Source organism: Mesorhizobium sp. 128a, from assembly GCF_053848025.1.
Genome location: NZ_JBSPKY010000020.1, coordinates 14,739 through 33,718, shown reverse-complemented (window position 1 = coordinate 33,718; position 18,980 = coordinate 14,739). Strand labels below are relative to the sequence as shown.

Genomic DNA, 18,980 nt, shown 5'->3' with positions numbered 1-18,980 from the left:
CGGCCTTGAAATGGTCACGGGCTTCAAATACGTTACCTGCCAAGTCAATTTTATGGTGTAATGACGGGATGGATGCCAAGTTAATCCCGCAGAATCGGTTGATCGCATCGCACCTGTCGAATGAAAATCAGGTTGCTTGCCGGAAGGTATTCTTCCTAATTAAGCGATCGCTAACAGGCTTGACCCCTGTACAGGCCAGCCTAGAAGCGTCGGACGTTCATCCGGCCCCGTGGTTAAGCCGCGACTCTGAGGATTTGGGCGAATTTCGCAAGATTATAGCGCAGCGGCGCCATAACTCTCATGTGAAATTCGAGGACCGCACTGCCTTTGCATTATATGACGACTTGTTCTTCTATCGAAACCTATACAAATGCCTGATTGCTAGCGCCTTTATTCTTCAGCACTCACCACGCGCTGGCCAATTGGAACATGTCGACGATCTTGGCTGCGGTTCAGGAACGTTTGGCATAGCGTGGTCACTGCTCGTGAGAGAGCTGAGTGGCACCCACGTTTCCATTAGATTTGTCGACAGATACTCGTTTCAGCTGCTCATTGCGCTAAATACTGTGCACCGTTTGGGCCTTTACGATCAATCTTCATTCGTGGTTGGAGACCTGTTCGAGCACCTAATGCAGGCGCCTCAAAGGGTGACACTTGCTAGCTATTCCCTGTTCAACGAATCCGACTACAAGCTGCCCTTCACGCGGCGAGCCACCCGTGACGGTGAATTACACCTGTTAGCCATAGACTATGAGCGCAATATCCGCGCCGCCGCCGAACAATTCTCCAATCTTGGATTCAAAGTCCAGGATGCTAGGGTCGGAGGCGACGTGCAGCCTAATATGATCAGGGATGTTCGTTCGGTCTCTGTGAAAGCGAACCTGCTCTACGCGTTTCGCGACTAGCCCCACCAATCGTCTGATTCGATTGCAGCGACGCGCTTCTGGGTAGAATTGTTCCGTTGAGGCTTCGCGGCGATCGGAATGATCAGATTCTGTATATTGTTAAGCAGCGCAACACCCACCCCCCTGCTCCTGTATTCGAATATCTTGTAATGATGCAGCGCTGGCCGGGAATAACGCGATTCCTCATCAACATTGCTTAGAAAGATAAAGCTGTACATACCATTGCGTTGCTGAACCAAGCTTGCCTTCAATTTCAGTGGGCAATTGTATGTTATGCGTTTGAATAAATCGAGATATTGCTTAGATTGTTCATAATTTTTCCAACGTAGGAAAGTATCCTCCGGCGTCTTGTAACTGACAAGATGAGCGTTGCCTTTCAAGACAAGGTCACGCAATCGCTTTGCGATCACGGCGTTCTGAACCGAGAAAAGCCAGTCGTAGTCCCCTGAGATAATATAGACATGGGATGCGGACGCGTAATACTGATCCATCACCGGCACGGTATGCGAATTTAAAAGGTCGTCATTGGTCGTGAATTTTCGTTCGTTATATGGCAGCTCGAGCTGCACGGTGCGACGCTCTTTAAATATGTAAAGAGACCCTGCGAATATCGCCATGATCGATAATGAAAATATCAACACGTTGGCGACCTCAGTTGCCAGTGCACGATCGTAAGCCGTGGTTGCAGTGGGTCGAATGATTGACACGAAAATGGTGGAGACTGCGCCAAGGAACGTGGGGCTCGTCTTGAATTCCTCATTTACTCTGTAGACGGACAACACCCAAATTGAGGAAATCGAAGTAACGAGAGCAAATACAGCGAAGCCGGTAACGCACCAGAAGACAATATCGACCGCTCTGTCTCGAAGTCCCCGCGCAATGCTAACGGCTAACGACCATAGTCTGGCCAACATTCTCTCCCCCAACCCAGTTTTCGACCTACCCCGCACATACTGCAAACTTTCCATGAAGGTCAACGCAGATGTTGGTCGGGACACAAGGTGTCCCTCGTCTGATCGGATAACCAGGCGAGCCGCTCCGTTCGCCTTGACCACGCCGCCATGTACAATTCGATTCGGCTCGTACGGCACGCCGATCGTCTTGCAAATCTTGCGCGCCTTGTCGGTTTCGCCGTACCAGAGCCCGTACGCTAGCCGGACACCGTCGACCAACGCGCTGGTGCCGCGGATGGCATCCCGCGCATCTCCGAGTGTTACGATCCCTTTCACGCGCTTCGCCATATGATGTGCGAAGAAGACGTTGGCGCCGGTATGCGCTGCCAACGAGGCAATAGAGCCACAAACAAACTGCCCCGCGGCCGGATCCTCGTTTAGCGGCACTGCTGCGAAGAGCTGGAGCGGATCGATCGTCACCAATCGCAAGTCTGACACCTTGTCCAGATTATCGCAGAACTGCCGCCACGATGGCGTTTCCACCAATTCGCCCTTGACCACCCTCCAAAACGGCTGGATTGCCTTAACGGCAGACGGCAAGGGAATGGCGATGAGCTTGTCGCCCTTCTCAGCAAGACGAGATCCCTTCGGGTCGAGCGCCGCAAGACGCCTGTGCATTGCCCGCGCATCATCTTCGCCGGCCAGCAAGACCGCCGTTCCTTCTTGCACCACTTGACCGCCAAAGATCGGCGGCGGCGGAAGATTGCCCTTCGTTCCGAACGCAACCCGGCGACTCAGTTCGAGCATGGTGAAGCTCTTGCCGACTTCGCCCTGCGCGGCGATCATGCCGGGGATACCGGATTCAATAACACCGTTGACCAAATATTCGACCGGCGCCGGCTCGCCGACGAACCGCGACGACTTCCACGCGAAGATATCGAGCTCGCCAGGTTTGTTGTCATTTGCCGCCGCTGGCTTTGCTTGCTCGCTCGTCTTTTTCTCTGGCCTCGGGACGTCAGAAGGCTTTATGAACTTGCGTCCAAGCCCAAAGTTGCCGCGCTTTCCGCTATCAAATTCGACAACCGCACCCGAAAGATGTGAATAGACAACGGTTCCTGCGCCGAATTTGTCGTGCTCGACACGATCGCCCATAGCGTATTGGATGTCGGCATCAGTCCGTGGTTCGGTCATGTGGGGAATTTTCTCCAAGGGCTGCCAGAGCGGCGCGGCAAATTTCTTCGGCGAGTTCGGGGGCGAAGGTGGCGGTGTTACAGTTGAAGGCACTGGCCGCGTAGACGCGGGCACCCCTCGGACCTTGGATAAGCTTGAGATTTAGTAGGCGACACGTTGGAGTAAGTTGCAGGTCGAACCGCGCCAGCGCGTTACCGGAGCCATGTGGCTCCGGCTGTATCTTGATAATCTTCAAAGCCGCCCCTCTATGCCGCCTCGCGAACGCTCGCGTCTTCATGTCCGACCGACTGTTGGAAGTCGTCAAAACTGTCAAACCTGTATCCGTCGCAATCGACCACGGTACCGTCAGGCTCAATCAGCGCAGCGTAACCTTCATCATTCGAAGGTCCGGCAGAGATGGCAAAGTTGCCAGAGGGACAAATCTGCCAAGCAATAACGCTGCGGATATCCCACCGACGAACGCCATCGACTATGTCTGTCGCGATCGTCTTGAACCCCGTTGCGGCGGGCACAATGGGAAAGAAGGCCTTCTCTGGATCGATGGCGTAGCCATAGTGATTGGATTGGTCCCATCGCTCATCCCAAATTGATGGCGACCATCATGGAGTTCGAGGAATTTGACGACGTGCCTTGAGTTTTAAGTGTCGCCGTTTTCGAGCTGGATTAGTGGCATAGATTCTCCTCACCGCGGATCGCGGGCGTGAGTTGCAAAGGGGTGATAGCCGCGGGCGGGGAGGTTTTAGTAGGTGAGGTACACCGCAACCTCGATACTCTTTTCGTCGACATCGAAGGTGTACTCGACACGATCGACTGTCAGCTTCGAAGTCCCGCCCTTATACCTGAGGCTGACAAAGTCACCCGTGCCAGGAACGGCGGCCCAATCGACATTGAGGCCGTCCGGATAGTCCTCGCTAAAGATTTTGAACTTCATGCTGCTGATCCCATGGCTCGGATATTGTTGTTGGCATGGTCGTAAACCGCAGTTCGTCGGCCAGCCGAAAGCCATCGCTCAAGATCAGCGAGGCGATACCGAACTGATCCGCCGACTTTCATATAGACCGGGCCGTTGCCCGACATTCTGGATTTATTCAGCCAACTAGCCGACTTGCCGATATGGGCAGCGGCGTCATTCGTGGTCATCATGAGACACCTAGCTGTGGGTGTGGGTTTTGGGTTGCCAGCGCCGCGAGAGTGCGCATACCAATATATAGTAGATTTTTTCAGTTTTTATCCCGCACCCATATAAAAGGCGCTCGAACCGTTTCGGTAAAGGGCCGCCCTCAAAAATAATGTTGGCGCGATTTACCCGGTACGACATTCGTACAACTGAATTGCTGGCTTCACGTCCCATCATACATCGTCTACCGGCTCAGGCGTAAGGGACGTGATCGTTTCGATGCCCGCCAGCGGGACCAAGTCAGTCCGATGCTAGAGAAAGTTCGTGGCCCTGAGACCGGTTCAACAGGGCGGCCGTAGGAGCATCGATGCGGCGGACAAATTGGACATTCTTTTGTCGCGCCGGCTGACTCATTCGAAAACGCATCGTTGCGATTGCTCCGCTCCGCCCTCAAACAGGGCAAGGCCCGGTCTGCGTCTCTATCCCAGCGGGCCACCATCGCCTTGTCGCAGTCGGCTTTTGGCCGGACGTCTGATGTGGCGCGAGCCTGGCCTATTGCAGCAAATTCTCCCCGAAACCACTCGTCGCCAGCCACTGCGCCCGCGCCAGGTGCGACGCCCAAGCCCGACGTGCTCGTTCCGACTCACGCTGGGGGTCGATATTCAGGATAAGGCGCGCTACGTGGTTCCAATCGACGCCCTTGGCCTCCGCGACCAGCAGGGCGGCGTAGGTCGAGATGTGCGCCTGATCATATGCGGTAACGGCTGCCAGGTCCGGAGGTTCATCATCGATCTCGCGTTGGGAGGTGGGAAATTGCGCCCAAGCCACGGCTCCCAATGAAGACGCGTCGATATAGCGCCCAATCGATCTCAGATGCGACGCGATTTTGTTTCGTAGGTGATCGCGGTTGCCGTAACGAGCGTCGATTTCCTTGAGTTTTGTGTACAAGCCTCGACGTTGGCCGCGCGGAACATCGACATCACCCATAACGTAGTGACCTGGTCCCACGGCGCAGATGTCGCAACCGGCTGCGGCCACCTCCTGCACAAAAGCAGGAATGTCCTGTTCTCGCATGCGCTTCATTCTCACGTGACTTAACGGATGCTCCGATTTTTGCAACCCTACGATGCATCAGAGCGGGGCCTCCCTACCGTGTGCCTGCTTGGGCGGGCGGAGCCTTCATCGTTGCCGCCCAAAGAAGGACGACCGAGGCGAGGCACCGAATTGCCCGTCGGCGAGACCAAGATAGTTTCGGTGCGGGAGTAGTCTACGGGGGCACCTAAAGGAGCTCAATGTAGCGTTACCGGCGGGTCCGACAGTTTGCACCGACAGGAATGTAATTAACGCATGCTATAAGAGGAAATGAACGAAAGACTCAATCATGCGAACCAGCAAACCCATCACCGTCTCCCTCGGCAAGCAGCAGCAAAGCGTTGACGCGCGGTTGGCCTCAGGCGCCTACGAATCCGCCAGTGAAGTCATGCGGGCGGCGTTGCGCGCCCTCGACCGCGAAGAAGAAGCGATCAATGCGGTTCTCCGCGCACGGATCAGGGCATCGATCGAGGATCCATGGCCGAGCCTGACTGCGGACGAGGCAGAAGCGGAAATGACGCGCTTCATGGAAAGCGAAAGCAAAGCCGCGCGCCATGCGCCGCGTTAAGGTCACCTACCGACCACAGGCCATTTCCGACTTACAGGGCATTTACCGGATTATCGCCGAGGCCAGCCAGAGCGATGTGGTGGCGTCGGGATTTGTGCAACGGATTATGGCGCGGTGCCGAAAGATCGGTGACGTTCCCAATGGCGGCCGCCCGCGCGACGATCTGGAGATCGTCTTTTTTGATTCTGACCAATGGCCCGCATCCACCGTCGGAATAAAAGTTCTTCAAATGGACTTGCGAAACGAAGTGATCGAGAGGCATCAGCCGCCGCCGGTGTTCCGGGCGATCTGCACCGCCGCATCGCGTGAACCCCAGCTGCCCTGAAAATACGCATCAAGCGTGTGGTCGTTGGCAAACAGAGGCTCACCGCCCAGCGCGTCCCAATCTCCCTTCACACGGTCGCCAACACTCAAAGAGCCTTCATCGCCGATCAGTTCCACGACAGCGTAACCGTCAACATGGTGCACGACGATCATACCGCCGTTTCTCGAAACAAAAACAACCTGCCCAGCGCTGCGCATACTTCTCCCCCTAAAACGGTATCTCGTCGGTCAATTCACGTGCTGCGGGCTCACGCAACGGTTCTGGCGGAGGGGGCGTCGAGCGCTCCAGATGCTTGGAGATCAGAAAATTATGGAAGGCGGCGGCAATCTGAATAGCCAGATCTCCGTACACGGGCGGAATGTTGACCACCGCTGCACCCTGTCCATGTCCGCCCAGCTTATTGCGCAGAAAAGGCAACGCCCTCAGAACCTGGTCTGTAAAGCCATTCCTGACGGCTTCGGGTAGATCATCGAAAAAACCCTGTTGAGCAAGTTCCTTGATAAGCTTGTCGCCGTTAGCATGGTCCAGGCCCGTAAGAACCTTCATCACGCTCTCGAAACTATGACCCGAATAGAAAATGGCTTCGCGAACATCGCCGGCGCCGAGATACTGGCGGGCCTTGGCGAACTCATCGCCAGCACCCTCGAAGCGATTGGCCGTCAGGGCGTCGTGGGCAGTCGTGGCAAGCCTGGCTCCAATGAAATCACCGTCCAGCTTGAAAAACTCACCGTCAGAGAGCCGCCAGGGGCAATCATGCAGCTCAAATATCTGGTTGACCTTCTGGCGTAGTGCTTCCTTCTCGGCAGCATCCATATACCGGGCAGCCAATTCTACCGTATCGAAAACCCAAGAAGCGGCCCCTTCTTGAACCAGCAGACGCAGCTCACCGGGCCGTTCAGACGGTGTGCGCAACACGGGCAGCCGGTCCCAACCATGCTCGACGAGCAAATCCGACGAAACCTCGTCCAGAATAGATGACTGGGAAATCCAACGGTCGTTGGGGTCACGCTGGAGATGCAGCGGCGAATCGTTGGCCTGAAGCCACGACCATAGTTTGCGGCGAGTAGCTTCAGGGATTTCAACAACAAGCCGTCCTTGATCGATAGCGCGCATGTAACGCTGACTGAAGAGCATCGAATGCCTCATCCTTCCCCGCAAATCCGGCATCGCACCGATTGCTTCAATTACCCAGATTGGATAGAACAAAAAAAGAACTCAGGCAAGAAATCGACAGCACTTCACACAGGCTACGAGGGATTTTGCATGGCAGATTGGGGACGCCTGGTGGCAGGCGGCTTTGCCTATATGGATGCTTCTTTCGCTGTCCATGCCAAGGATAGGGAAAGGGCGCTTCTCTATATGCAAGAAGCCTTGGCCGCTGGCTTAAGCTGGCATGAGGTTGAACGGCAGCTAATAGCCTATATGCACAAGCAGCGTATGACCCCGGAGACGATCGACAAAAACCTTCTGCTCGCCGCTGGATTGATGAAAGAGTGGTTCGAATAGCTGTATTCGACCTGGCCGTTTAGCTCGTCCTGCAGAGATTTATAGTATGGGAAACCAAGGGGCACTGCCCCGCTCTCCCACAAGCGAAATCGACTCGACCGCGGCTCCGCGCTGCGCTTGTGCGCCCGCACCAAATCCGTTTCGCGACTCAACGCCGTCCCGGCGGACGGCGTTGAGCGACACCGGAAGCGTCTACACTCGGATACGACCGAGGCGTCGAGCCTCGCTGGCATAGACCGACAGGGGCTTGTCCGCCTCGAAATACAGGTCCCGCTCAATCGGCAGGCCCAGTTGCCCGCGCAGCGCGGACAGCTCGGAGAGGCTTACGTTGCCGATTTCCGGACAACCAAGCCCGAGATCACAGAGGCCAAATGCGACATCCGGATCGTCCGGGTCGATTTCGGTCAGGAGCCAGGTCGCGCCGGCGTCCGGGGTGAACAGCTTGACGACGGGAACGAAGTCGATTTCGTGTGCGGTCCCGCGGAGGGGCTGCTGCTGGCGACCATTCGCCAGCAGCTTTTCCCGCAGACTCTGGGTCAGGATCTGCATGGCCGCCTCCTACTCGTCGGACTTCGGTGCGCGGAGGACAACGCGGCCGTCGATGGGCAAGGCCTCGAGGAGGAGCGTGCCGCCCTCGCCGTCGTCATGGGCGAAGAGGGAGCCGATGCGGGTCCAGAAGCCCTTCTGGCCTTCCTTGCCGTCGCGCACGGTGTAGGCGTGGTAGAGCGGCGATTTCGGCTCGGGTTTCGTTTCGGAGTTACGTCTGTTGGTCATGGTCTTTTCCTTTGGTTGCTGGTTTCTGTCCCGGAGGACGGTTCCAAAGGAGACGGCGCGCAGAGCCGGCTTGTCCCCAACACGGGAGCGCAGCGAATGGAGCGGGCAGGAACGGGACAAGACGGCTGGGCCGGATAAAAGAAACGTCATCAGCTCCGGGCAAGACAGCAACAGGAAAGGCCGTTGGCCGACAGACAAGGGAAGAACGTCAACCCAAACGCTAGAGCGTCACATCAGACGACAACCAGCCCAGGAAATGAAGGTTTCGCCATGGAGTAGTTGCGACGTGTAGCCTGGAACTGCGCGTCGATCAGGCCGCCTCCTGCCGGTCCTGGCCGTCGTGAGACGCATACCTGCGGCCCCATCCGGTTCGAAGGAGGTGCGACCGGGAATGAGAAGCTCATGCAGTCTGTTACACCATGCTGCAGGCTTGGCTGCAGACTTAAAATCGCGATTGGGCACGACGCAAGGCCGTCAGAATACGTTCGCCATCCCATGGGGAGACTAGATTGCAGCTCAATTGGCGCTAATAGTCCTTTTCACTCCGCGCCCGCAACGAGGAAGCGAGTAATGCAACTCACAATGCAACTGTAATACATGGCTCTGTTTCGGTTATTGCTACCCGACAACAGTAATGTTACCGGGCTTTTGCGGCGTGACCTCCGGCAGCGCAAGCTGGCTGTTGCACAGCGCGAGCCGATCTTACCTTGATGGGTGTTCTATGAACGGGGGAAAAGAATCCAGGGAGCAGCGGCGTCGGCGCGTTCTCAAAGGAGCGTCCATTCTCTCAGGCATTTCAAATTCTGAAGTCAAGTGCACCGTTCGCAACATGCATTCGCAAGGCGCGGAGCTGCAAGTGTCAATTGATGCGCGCGTCCCAAACGAATTCCTTCTTTACATCCCGACTGATGGGGTAGGTTATAAAACGGTGGTCCGGTGGCGCCGAGGGGACAAGCTCGGAGTTATGTTCTTGGGTACAGAGCCTAAGCCACATTGGCACTACGGTTAAGTGTTCGACCCTGCTTGAGCGCTTCCCAGCCAAGTAATGGAAACAGGATTCTTTGCACTCTCAACCGTGCGACGTGGACCACGACGTGAGCCATCCTCAGTAGAAAGTCGCGAACGCTGCGAAATTGCGCGTCTACAGCTCTTAGCCAGAATATTCGCATATTGCACATTCCGGATTTGGCGGGTATGGGAATCCCGGGGGAATTGAGGAGAACAAAGATGTCCCTGGAATCAGGCAATAATCTCATCGAACTTACTGCTGATATCGTTTCCGCTTATGTCCAGAAGAACCCGGTGCCGGCATCTGGATTGCCGGATTTGATCGCTAGTGTGAATTCGGCATTGTCTAATATTGGAAATGCAACTCCGCCTGAGGCGCCCAGCCTAAAGCCCGCAGTTAATCCCAAAAAGTCGATTTACCCGGATTATATCATCAGCCTGGAAGACGGTCAGAAATACAAGTCACTTAAGCGCCACCTTGCAGTCAGACACGGGATGACGCCCGACGAATACCGGACGAAATGGGGATTGGCAAAAGATTATCCCATGGTCGCCCCGAATTACTCGGCAACCCGATCAGCGCTCGCGAAATCGCTAGGCTTGGGGAGAAAGGCGGCTCCAGTCAAAAAGTCTTCTTCGAAGCGCAAGGCGAAGGTCTGAGGCATGGATAGGACCAGGCGGGAGCTTTGTGCCCGAGCAAAGGATCACCGCGATAGCATCATCGCCGCTCACGATTGGCGCACCTCATCAGAAAACGGAAAGTCATAAGAGAGGTCGATTTTTCTCATTGCTCTAGCGCAGGGAGAAAAATAGAACGTAAATCAACATCGTGACGTAAAAATGGGCCGCGGGATGTGGCCCTTTTTTTTGGTAACCTTGGTCGTTCCTTCGAACGAAGGTTCTTTCGGCCGCCTCTGTCGCGCAGCCGTCACAATTCGCACCTAAACGGAAACCGATGCGTCCTGTGACTGACATATCGGGACGCCTTGACAGTCAGTTGGGGATGTCAAAATGCAAGACAGCAACCTGTGGGGTCGCTGCATCTGCTGCTGCCATTTTCGCTTCCCGCTGTAGCCGTTCAAATCTCGGCCGCAGCCGGTGACGGGAGCGAGGGGCGCGCAAGACAGTTACATGACCAGGTTTCAGAAACGAACAGAGGGGATCTCGCAGGGTGCCTTGGCAGACCTGGTGGCGGAATCCGTGCAACAGGCCCTGATCCAGCACGGCATTGTTCTCGACACACAAACTCTGATTTCAGCCAGCGCCATCGCCGGCGGCCTCGCCGCCGCCGTCCCCTTCCTTCCACAGGCACAGCGCCTCGCGATCGGCTCTTTCAAGGGCGAATGCGCTGCGTTCGCCCCGGAATTCTTCCGGAGATTCGGGGAGTTCACACGCTGCGGCCCCGCCGGTGCCAATCGCGCGGATGATGGCCCGATGACGGCAACCCCAGCACTCGCATCAGCGAAGCGGACAAACGATCTGCAATCGGTGCTGATTGAGGACTGGGCGGGCGAAGTCGCCGGATCGACCTATCTGGAAGAGCATTTCCGCATACCGCGCTCGACGCTGCATCGTTGGCAAAGGCGCAATGAGGTTATTGCCTTGCGCAAGGGCGGCCGCAAACATGTCTTTCCGCTCGCCCAGTTCGTCGACGGCAGACCGGCATCGGGGATTAGCGAAGTGATGTCGGCAATCGGGAATCCACGGCTGGCGTGGTTTTGGCTGACCCGCCCTTCGCCGCTACTCCACGGGCGCATTCCGATTGAGGGGCTCAAGCAGGACATGGTGTGTGACGTCGTGTCGGCTGCTCGCAAGTTTTCATCGACTTGAGCTTCTTCACCGGGCCTATGCCGTCGGCTCCAGCTTCCGGCACACGCAAGAACAGGAAGTTCAACGTACTGTTCCACGGCACCTTCAGCCTTCGCATGGTGTAAGCCGGTACGATCCCATCCTGCGTGAGCGCTTCTGCCGGTATGATGACCGATAGGGGGCGTGTCGGCGATCGGCAGCGCCAACGCCGCACAATCCCGAGCTTCGGACAGGCGGCTCTGAACAGACAGGCGCTCTCTTAGCGCCGGTCAGTCGGATGGCGGCAATGCCTCGGATTTCCCGAAAGGTGGGGCAGGCAGAGTGCGAATCTCTTTTCCGCCCCAACATGATATTCTTCATAAAATCCTCTAAATCGGTTTAGTAGTTATATATCTCAAATCTAACTTCGCGTTTCACTCGTGCCAGTTGTCTAATATGTGCCGTTTTTCAGTAGATAACGTGATATTTGCGCAACAATACTTCTATAAGAGTCGAAGAGACCCGTTTTCGGAGATAATCTCTGTTGAACGCCGCCGCGGGTTAGGCCATGTCGGGGGCGAAAGGGCGGCGCGGTGCGCTTCTTTTTCAATAGTTGGGGATGGGGTAGCAACGCTGCCCTTCAGCAAAGAAATCAAACCCGTTTTAACTTTTGTCTGGAGATCAGAAAAATGAACATCAAGAGCCTTCTTCTCGGCTCAGCTGCGGCCCTGATCGCAGTTTCCGGTGCCCGCGCCGCCGATGCGGTGACCGTCGCCGAGCCGGAGCCCGCCGAATACGTCAAGATCTGCGACGTCTATGGAGCCGGCTACTTTTACATTCCCGGCACCGAAACCTGCCTACGCATCGGCGGCTATGTCCGTTACGACATCGCCGGTGGCGATCTCGGTTCGTTCGACGGTGCGAAAACCAGGGATGTGAGGGACGGCGATGTGCAGGGCACCTGGAAAAAGAACGCTCGCTTCAACCTGAAGACCTGGACCGGCCAGGAAACCGAGCTCGGCACCTTGAAGACCTACACCGAGACCCGGTTCAACTTCGGCAATGACAATGCGCTCGAAAGCGCCAATGCCGCCCATTTCAAGGGCCCTTCGCTGAACTTCGCCTGGATCCAGCTCGGTGGCCTCCGCGTCGGTAAGGACGAGTCGGCATTCGATACGTTCATCGGCTACGCCGGCAACGTCATCCAAGATACGCTGGTTCCCTATGGCGGCTTCGACACCAACGTCGTCCAGTACTACCTCGACGCCGGCAATGGCTTCTCCGCCGTGGTCTCGCTCGAAGAGGGTTCTGGCGCCGTCGGCACGATCGACAGCTACGTTCCGCATGTCGTCGGCGGCGTGAAGTACACGCAGGGCTGGGGCGGCATCACCGGCGTCGTTGCCTACGACAGCAACTACGAAGAAGTCGCCGGCAAGGTCCGCTTGGATGTCAAAGCCACCGATGAACTGTCGCTGTTCGTGATGGGCGGCTACGGCACCGACAACAACCTCAATGACGATGCCGGCAATGTCATCGACGCTCACGGCCGCGGTTTCTATAAGCAATGGAGCGGCAACTGGGCGGTCTGGGGCGGCGGCACATACAAGTTCAACGAGAAGACCTCGTTCAACACCCAGCTCTCCTATGATGAAGGCAAGAATTTCGGCGTTGCCGCGAACGTTGCCTATGAAGTCGTGAAGGGCCTCAAGGTCACCGCCGAAGTCGATTATCTCCATGTCGGTGAAGACACCGTCACCAACTGGACCGGTGCTGACAAGCGGAACAGCATTGGCGGCATCCTCCGCTTCCAGCGTTCGTTCTAACTGCGTACGCGGTGGCTTCCCAACCCAGCCTGCGATGGCTAATGGGATACAGAAAACAGATCGGCGGTAGTTAGGTCCTCGCCCCCCATGACCCAGCGTGCCGGCCGATGCGAAGGGCGCCCTTGAAGAGGCGCCCTTCGCACCCCTAGCAATCGTCCCGATCCCGCCGCTCTCGCCGTGCCATTTTTGGCCAGAGAGAGATTACTGCAGGGGCAAGATGCGCAGCGGGAGCCTTCCCCTGACGATTTGTTAGCCCGGCTGCCGGGCCGCGGGCGCTTTCTGTGAGTTTTCAGATACTTCCACGCTTATAAACCTAGTAGTCCCCTACTCCTCGAGCCAGGCAACACTTGCGGGATACACAATACCGCCCCATCATCAAGATATGGCCAGGTTACATCAAGGATCGGTATTCGGAATCCGGGAGCTCACGGTCGAACAGCGCGAGAAGGCCCGAAAAGTGCTGGAATGGCTTGAAACGGACCTGGTCCGGCGGCGTAAGCGCCTCGCCTATTGGGCGATGCGTAAGCACCAGGCCGAGACGATTCCGGGGATTGACGAGGATCTGCGTGAAGGTGCGTTCTATTTCCACGCCCGCGCTCAACAACTGGTCGATTCCGGGGAGAGGTTGCGCGCCCATCTCATCACCGAATTGCAAGAGCAGCCGGAGCATCTTCCCGCCTACCACTACGAGCACTAACCCCTTCGGAGGTCACCATGAGTGCAGAGGACCAGTTGGCGCGACTTCGCGAACATGCGCTATCGCTGGAACAATCCATCGAGAACATCGACCACGAAATCAATGCCACCGTCGGCCACGAAGGCTCAGCCCGGCTTATCGCCTACCTGCGGGAGCGTCATAACGTACAGCTCGGCCACATGTATGACCTTGGCAAGGTCGAGCGGCAAATCGAGGATCTTGAAAACCTGCTCCGCGAGCAACGGAAGCAACCCCAGGAGCAGCGCCTTGCGGAGAAGTGGCAGGAGCGCCATCCGGCGCGGGCCCTTAGCTTGTGAGGGCACCGGGCGGCCTTTCCGTGAGCGCCTCGGCCGACGAACCAAAGCCTCTGCGCAGCACCCGATTTAACAGGAACATGACGCCTAATTTAGTCGAACGTTAAGGGTCCAAGCCATAGGTTCCGCGTCGAGTGCAGCGCAGGATCGGGCAAGGCGCGGCCGGGCCGCGGCTGACCGTCGGATCTGCGGGCTCGCCCTCGATGCCGGATGCTCCGGTCGACCGGAGCTACGCTCCTCAGATTGCTTGTTAACCGGCCGAGGTTTTTTGCCCCGACCCGATTGGACCTGCGGCAGAACCGGCGAGATGCGAGGATGATTGCGGCTCTCAGAGACGTTTTTTTGCAGAAGGCGGGCGCACACCCGATGGTGGGGCTTGAGCAGACCGGCCCCGACACGGTCGACGCTACAGGAGGGCATAGCGTAGCGGCCCAAACGGAGTCCGACGACGTGAGGCTCATCCTGCGCCGCTGGCAATCCGCCTGCGGCTCAGGCGCGCTGCCGCCCTATGAGGAGATCGCGTTGGGCAGCGTCGGCCGCTTCTCAGAAGAGATCGCTGTGGTCCGTCGTTTGGGCGACGAGCCACCCTTCCTTTTGCGCTGCGGCCGGCGCTTCCGCGCCATCGTGGGCTTTGCGGAGTCCGCGCGCAGCCTCGATGAGCTGCCATATGCCTTCAATCTGGCAATCGCCTCCGCCCTCGACAACGCCTCCTCGGCAGGCGAGCCCCGGCTCAAGGTTTGCCACTGGGTCGTTGAGGGCAAGGTCTCCACCATCGAGATCGTCGCGCTGCCATTGTCGTGCCGCTGGCCGGGCGAATACTTCCTTCTATTCCTTCGGCCGCGCGCCAGCCAGTTCGAGCTTGCCAATCTGCTCATCAACTCCACTCAGGAAGGCGTTATCGGGCTGAGCCCGATCGATTGTGGGCATGGCGCAATTTCTGACTTCTGCATACTGAGCATCAACGAGGCCGCGGCGGGCTTCCTCGGATCGACCATTGACCGTCTCCAGTTCACCCGGCTCTCCGACGCGCTGACCAAGGTCGGCATAGGCGAGATACCACAGGAACTCCTGCGCGCGGGTTCAGGGGGGCGCCTATCGAGCTTCGAGCTCGCCTATTGGCTGGGACAGCAGAGGATCGCTCTCAAGGTCGGTGTCGACATCGCCGGCGGCGTGCTGGTGGTCACTCTCACCGACATTCGCGACCTGAAGGCGCGGGAGACCCTCTTCCGCTCTCTTTTCGACGACAATCCGGTTCCGATGTTCGTGCGCAGCCAGTCGACCGGCAGCTTTCTCAACGTTAATGAAGCGGCGCTGCGTCTGTACGGCTACAGTCGCAGCGACTTCCTGGACCGCAGCCTTGCCGAAATCCGCGTGGATGGCACCACCATCCGCGAAAGCGACGGTCGCGAGATGGTGCTTCGGCACCGCACCGCCGACCGCCGACGGCCGCGAACTCGATGTGATCGAGTACACAAGCGAAACCCTCGTAGATCATCAGGTGGCAATACTATCGACAATCGTGGACATTACGGACCGCAAGCGCGCCGAAGCCCATATCACTTACCTCGCTCATCATGATCCGCTGACGGGAGTGGCCAATCGAACAGTCTTCACGCGCGAGCTGGAGCGGGCGGCCGACAGCCTCGAGCAGAATGGACGGGGGTTCGGCGTGGTGCTGATCGACCTCGACAATTTCAAGACGATCAACGACACTCTCGGACACGCGGCAGGCGACGCACTCCTCATAGAGGTGACCGCCCGGCTGAGACACCTGGTGCGCAAGACCGACGTGGTGGCCAGGCTGGGCGGCGACGAATTCGCGATCCTGGTGCCGGCGGTCGAGCGCCGCTCCGACGTCGAGGAGCTCGGCCAGCGCATTATCCGCGATCTCACCGCCATACGGAAGGTCGACGGCGCCGAGATAGTTATCGGTGCGAGTATCGGCGCGGCGCTGGTCCCGGACGACGCCACCGACATCGACAGCCTACTGAAATGCGCCGATCTCGCCCTCTATCGAGCGAAGCAATCGGACAAGGGTACCTTCCGCTGGTTCGAAGCCGGGATGGATATGCGCCAGCGCGAGCGGCGTGCGCTGGAGACAGAGCTGCGCGGCGCCGAAATCGACCGCGAGTTCGAGTTGCATTACCAGCCCATCATCCGGACGCAAACCGGAAAGCTGCGCGGGTTTGAGGCCCTGCTGCGCTGGCACAATCCGCGCCGCGGCATGGTGTCGCCCGCGGATTTCATCCCGATCGCGGAGGAAACCGGCATCCTCGACGAGCTCGGCCGCTGGGTGCTTGCGGTGGCTTGCCGGGAGGCGGCAACCTGGCCGCGCGAGCTGGTGCTGTCCGTCAACGTCTCGCCGGTGCAGTTCCGCAAAGGAGACCTCGTCGGAGCGGTCGGACTGGCCCTGGCCGGCAGCGGGCTGGAGCCGCACCAACTGGAGATCGAGATCACCGAGTCGGTGCTGCTGTCGGCCAGCAGCACCAACCTCGCCATCCTCAAGCAGCTTCGCTCGCTCGGCGTGCGCATTGCACTCGACGATTTTGGCACCGGCTACTCCAGCCTGAGCTACCTCCGGCAGTTTCCGTTCAACCGCCTCAAGATCGACCGGTCATTCGTCCGCGAGATCGGCCGGTGTCCAGAGTCGCTCGCCATCGTCCGCGCCGTCATCGGCCTCGGCGCCAGCCTCGGCATCGATACCACGGCCGAAGGTGTGGAGACGGTCGGGCAGTTGGAGACACTGCGTGCCGAGAAATGCGGCGAGTTGCAGGGCTTCCTGTTCAGTCCGCCGGTTGCCAGCGAGAGCGTCGCCGCCATCATCGGCGCGTATTTCGAAGAGACATCGCGTCTCGCGTAACTCGTCCACCTGGGAGTTGGTCGCGGGTGGGTTCAGAGACGGTCTTACCCTTCTGGTTTCCAGGCGGCGTGCATAGTGCACCCGCTGCCGGCGGCGCCGAATCTTACCGCCCGCAGAACCTGGCCCAGTGGGGCAGACGTCTCAGGGTGGACCCCCTCCAGGATTGGCCAGCCCGTTTCCGCCAGCGATCCGGCCATAATTGTCCTGTAGGCGTTTCGCCATCGCTCGAAGACGCTGCCGTCGATGGTCTCGTTGATGGTCGCGGTTACACCCTCGGCGCGCTAGACCGCAGGGCCCCATCGGCCGAAAATTTGTCCCGCGGAAGAGACGATACCTTCCTCCGAGGAAAGTCCCGTAGGAGTCGGCCACGGCTGGGATGATGGCAGGGCACATGCCAAGCGCGGCAAGCAAAACGCATATGGACATCCGGGCCAATGCGGAAGCGACAACCTACGGCTATTTCTGGCGAGCACCAACGTGACGATGCAGTTAACGCCCTCAGAAGGTGCTGCCAGTATTCCGGATACGAGGGCCAGCGAAAGGCGAAGAGCATGTCTATGGATGATGACAAAACCGAACCCGTAGCGGTGGACGTGGTGGCTGTGACGTCCACCATCGTCGCGGCGTTTGTCAGGAGCAACGCTATCCCCGCCGCCGCCGTTCCTGACTTAATCGCAAGTGTCAGTTCTGCGCTGAGGGGAATTCTGCAATCGCCTGCGCTCCGAGAACCTGAGCTTGTCCCGGCCGTCACTCGGAAGCGGTCAGTGTTCCCCGACTATATCGTCTGCTTGGAGGACGGGAGAAAGCTCAAGTCTCTTAAGCGGCACCTCAGGGCCCATTTCGGCATGACGCCGCAGGAATATCGGGCAAAGTGGGGACTCGACCCGGATTATCCTATGGTGGCACCCAACTATGCCGCTCAGCGGTCCCTCGTTGCCAAATCCGCTGGCTTCGGTCGCAAGCCGCCCGCCAGGCCACAGGGTGAATCGCCCCCCTCGCTCGAAAGTTGAGCTTTCGGGTTAGGAACAATTTGGGGGATGGCAGCAGCCTCCAACCTCTGTCAGCCGTTCCCTCACAGATCCTTCATTGCGGCGGCCAATAGCCGGCCGCCTAGGTGCGCCCGGCCGGACCATGGCTATCCATCAGGGCTGCGAAAACGTCGTTGGCGTTCGCGTCGGACCGAAATTCGCCGCGGCGGTTTTGCCGCCGGGCAGCGCAACCCTCTGGTTCAGTGCACAGATCACACACAGCCCTGTCAGAAATTCCTCCTTTGCCTGTCAGAACATCTGGAGCGGGGTAACATAGGTCTCAAGACCAACAACCAGCAAAGGAACCTCCTGACAATGCAACTCACCTTCAACAGTCTGTTCAACCGTCTTACCTCAAACAAGGGCTATACGATCGACCAGACCATCCTAATCGTCGCCATTATCGCCATCCTTATCACCCTCGTGATCATCACGGTCGGTTGGCAGCTTATCAACCGCTCCAGCGGTACCAAGGCCGGTGCCCAGCTCAAGCAGGTGGAAGACGCCAACGGCCAGTTCTATTCCGGCCAGCACGTGTGGCCGCAATCCGCCCTCACCACTGCGGGTACCCCCACCTCCAACCTGGCCGTTCTGGTTAACCAGTCCATCCCCGCTGCCAGCTGGGCCTCCAACATCGACAAGTCCGACCTGCGCAACATTCTGCCCGGCTTCCGCATCACCGGTACCGGCACCTCTGCCGTGGTCTACCATGGCTTCGGTAGCGGTACCTCCACCACCAGCACCATCACCGAACAGGTCAACACCATGGCTACCGCCGGTCCCGACCAGCGTCTGGTCGTCCAGTTTGCCGATATGCCGTTGGCCGACGCCAAGGAAGCCGACAAAGCCATTGATGGGAGCGTTGATGCCACCAAGGGCCGCGTGATCTACGGCACCACCGCCTGCTTGAACGCCACCAGCGGCGGCGCAACCACCGTCCCCTCCGCCCAGCCTACGGCCAACTCCGTAATCCTCTGCTACGCTGCCAACACCATCAACTAACGTTGGTTCTGCCAAATGCCGCCCAAGGGGCGGCATTTACGTGCCCTGATTGGTCATATTAGTTTTCACCTACGCACGAGAACAAAGCG

Annotated in this window: 21 protein-coding genes; 12 read left to right on the top strand and 9 right to left on the bottom strand. The window is 58.2% G+C overall.

Annotation, left to right across the window (positions count from 1 at the left end):
• Positions 1-68 precede the first annotated feature (68 nt).
• On the top strand, positions 69-905 hold the full coding sequence (locus ACWTU9_RS26810; protein ID WP_455860953.1) for a hypothetical protein: 837 nt from the start codon (positions 69-71) through the stop codon (positions 903-905).
• On the opposite strand, the gene ACWTU9_RS26805 is transcribed toward ACWTU9_RS26810, so the two are convergent.
• The 4 genes from ACWTU9_RS26805 to ACWTU9_RS26790 form a co-directional block, all read right to left on the bottom strand.
• Positions 902-2,989, bottom strand: coding sequence for an AAA family ATPase (locus ACWTU9_RS26805; RefSeq protein ID WP_455860952.1), 2,088 nt, complete (start codon positions 2,987-2,989; stop codon positions 902-904). The genes ACWTU9_RS26810 and ACWTU9_RS26805 overlap by 4 nt on opposite strands.
• A gap of 739 nt (positions 2,990-3,728) precedes the next feature.
• Entirely contained in the window at positions 3,729-3,920 is a 192-nt protein-coding gene (locus ACWTU9_RS26800) for a hypothetical protein (RefSeq protein ID WP_455860951.1), read from the bottom strand.
• Positions 3,917-4,129: a helix-turn-helix transcriptional regulator gene (locus ACWTU9_RS26795; protein WP_455860950.1), complete on the bottom strand. Its 213-nt coding sequence runs from the start codon at positions 4,127-4,129 to the stop codon at positions 3,917-3,919. Before ACWTU9_RS26795 ends, ACWTU9_RS26800 begins: the two co-directional genes overlap by 4 nt.
• Before the next feature lie 529 nt (positions 4,130-4,658).
• Entirely contained in the window at positions 4,659-5,180 is a 522-nt protein-coding gene (locus ACWTU9_RS26790; RefSeq protein ID WP_455860949.1) for a hypothetical protein, read from the bottom strand.
• A 307-nt stretch (positions 5,181-5,487) separates the two neighbouring features.
• On the opposite strand from ACWTU9_RS26790, the gene ACWTU9_RS26785 reads away from it, so the two are divergent.
• Entirely contained in the window at positions 5,488-5,766 is a 279-nt protein-coding gene (locus tag ACWTU9_RS26785; RefSeq protein WP_455860948.1) for a type II toxin-antitoxin system ParD family antitoxin, read from the top strand.
• A gap of 31 nt (positions 5,767-5,797) precedes the next feature.
• Here ACWTU9_RS26785 and ACWTU9_RS26780 read toward each other — a convergent pair whose 3' ends face one another.
• Genes ACWTU9_RS26780 through ACWTU9_RS26770 form a run of 3 tightly spaced genes read right to left on the bottom strand, consistent with a single transcriptional unit; the run spans position 5,798 to position 7,225 of the window.
• Positions 5,798-6,028 carry a hypothetical protein gene (locus tag ACWTU9_RS26780; RefSeq protein ID WP_455860947.1) on the bottom strand — a complete coding sequence of 77 codons (231 nt, stop codon included), beginning with the start codon at positions 6,026-6,028 and terminating at the stop codon, positions 5,798-5,800.
• Positions 6,028-6,288: a hypothetical protein gene (locus tag ACWTU9_RS26775; RefSeq protein WP_135886359.1), complete on the bottom strand. Its 261-nt coding sequence runs from the start codon at positions 6,286-6,288 to the stop codon at positions 6,028-6,030. Before ACWTU9_RS26775 ends, ACWTU9_RS26780 begins: the two co-directional genes overlap by 1 nt.
• A gap of 10 nt (positions 6,289-6,298) precedes the next feature.
• Positions 6,299-7,225, bottom strand: a complete 927-nt coding sequence (locus tag ACWTU9_RS26770) for an AbiJ-NTD4 domain-containing protein (protein WP_455860946.1) — start codon at positions 7,223-7,225, stop codon at positions 6,299-6,301.
• A 3-nt stretch (positions 7,226-7,228) separates the two neighbouring features.
• Between ACWTU9_RS26770 and ACWTU9_RS26765 the strand changes: the two genes are divergently transcribed.
• On the top strand, positions 7,229-7,597 hold the full coding sequence (locus ACWTU9_RS26765; protein ID WP_455860945.1) for a hypothetical protein: 369 nt from the start codon (positions 7,229-7,231) through the stop codon (positions 7,595-7,597).
• Positions 7,598-7,789: 192 nt separating this feature from the next.
• Here the strand turns inward: ACWTU9_RS26765 and ACWTU9_RS26760 are convergent, their stop codons facing one another.
• Together ACWTU9_RS26760 and ACWTU9_RS26755 are read right to left on the bottom strand one after the other, a co-directional pair.
• Positions 7,790-8,146: a DUF2958 domain-containing protein gene (locus tag ACWTU9_RS26760; RefSeq protein ID WP_455860944.1), complete on the bottom strand. Its 357-nt coding sequence runs from the start codon at positions 8,144-8,146 to the stop codon at positions 7,790-7,792.
• A 9-nt stretch (positions 8,147-8,155) separates the two neighbouring features.
• Complete coding sequence (locus ACWTU9_RS26755) at positions 8,156-8,371, bottom strand: hypothetical protein (protein ID WP_455860943.1); 216 nt, start codon at positions 8,369-8,371, stop codon at positions 8,156-8,158.
• A 1,227-nt stretch (positions 8,372-9,598) separates the two neighbouring features.
• Between ACWTU9_RS26755 and ACWTU9_RS26750 the strand changes: the two genes are divergently transcribed.
• From ACWTU9_RS26750 to ACWTU9_RS26710, 9 genes are all read left to right on the top strand, one after another.
• Positions 9,599-10,039, top strand: coding sequence for a MucR family transcriptional regulator (locus tag ACWTU9_RS26750; protein ID WP_454508322.1), 441 nt, complete (start codon positions 9,599-9,601; stop codon positions 10,037-10,039).
• Positions 10,040-10,510: 471 nt separating this feature from the next.
• Positions 10,511-11,209, top strand: a complete 699-nt coding sequence (locus ACWTU9_RS26745) for an antitoxin Xre/MbcA/ParS-like domain-containing protein (RefSeq protein WP_455860942.1) — start codon at positions 10,511-10,513, stop codon at positions 11,207-11,209.
• A 647-nt stretch (positions 11,210-11,856) separates the two neighbouring features.
• Positions 11,857-12,990 (top strand): porin, encoded by a 1,134-nt coding sequence (locus tag ACWTU9_RS26740; RefSeq protein WP_455860941.1) that lies wholly within the window; start codon positions 11,857-11,859, stop codon positions 12,988-12,990.
• A 457-nt stretch (positions 12,991-13,447) separates the two neighbouring features.
• Positions 13,448-13,687, top strand: a complete 240-nt coding sequence (locus tag ACWTU9_RS26735) for a hypothetical protein (protein ID WP_245514647.1) — start codon at positions 13,448-13,450, stop codon at positions 13,685-13,687.
• A gap of 17 nt (positions 13,688-13,704) precedes the next feature.
• The gene (locus ACWTU9_RS26730) at positions 13,705-14,004 is read left to right on the top strand and encodes a hypothetical protein (RefSeq protein ID WP_455860940.1); all 300 of its coding nucleotides are present in this window, start codon (positions 13,705-13,707) and stop codon (positions 14,002-14,004) included.
• Between the two features lie 312 nt (positions 14,005-14,316).
• Positions 14,317-15,579 carry a PAS domain S-box protein gene (locus ACWTU9_RS26725; protein WP_455860939.1) on the top strand — a complete coding sequence of 421 codons (1,263 nt, stop codon included), beginning with the start codon at positions 14,317-14,319 and terminating at the stop codon, positions 15,577-15,579.
• Entirely contained in the window at positions 15,521-16,861 is a 1,341-nt protein-coding gene (locus ACWTU9_RS26720; protein ID WP_455860938.1) for a putative bifunctional diguanylate cyclase/phosphodiesterase, read from the top strand. The genes ACWTU9_RS26725 and ACWTU9_RS26720 overlap by 59 nt, the downstream gene beginning before the upstream one ends.
• Before the next feature lie 557 nt (positions 16,862-17,418).
• Positions 17,419-17,871: a MucR family transcriptional regulator gene (locus ACWTU9_RS26715; RefSeq protein ID WP_455860937.1), complete on the top strand. Its 453-nt coding sequence runs from the start codon at positions 17,419-17,421 to the stop codon at positions 17,869-17,871.
• A gap of 333 nt (positions 17,872-18,204) precedes the next feature.
• Positions 18,205-18,891 (top strand): hypothetical protein, encoded by a 687-nt coding sequence (locus ACWTU9_RS26710; RefSeq protein WP_455860936.1) that lies wholly within the window; start codon positions 18,205-18,207, stop codon positions 18,889-18,891.
• Positions 18,892-18,980: the final 89 nt, after the last annotated feature.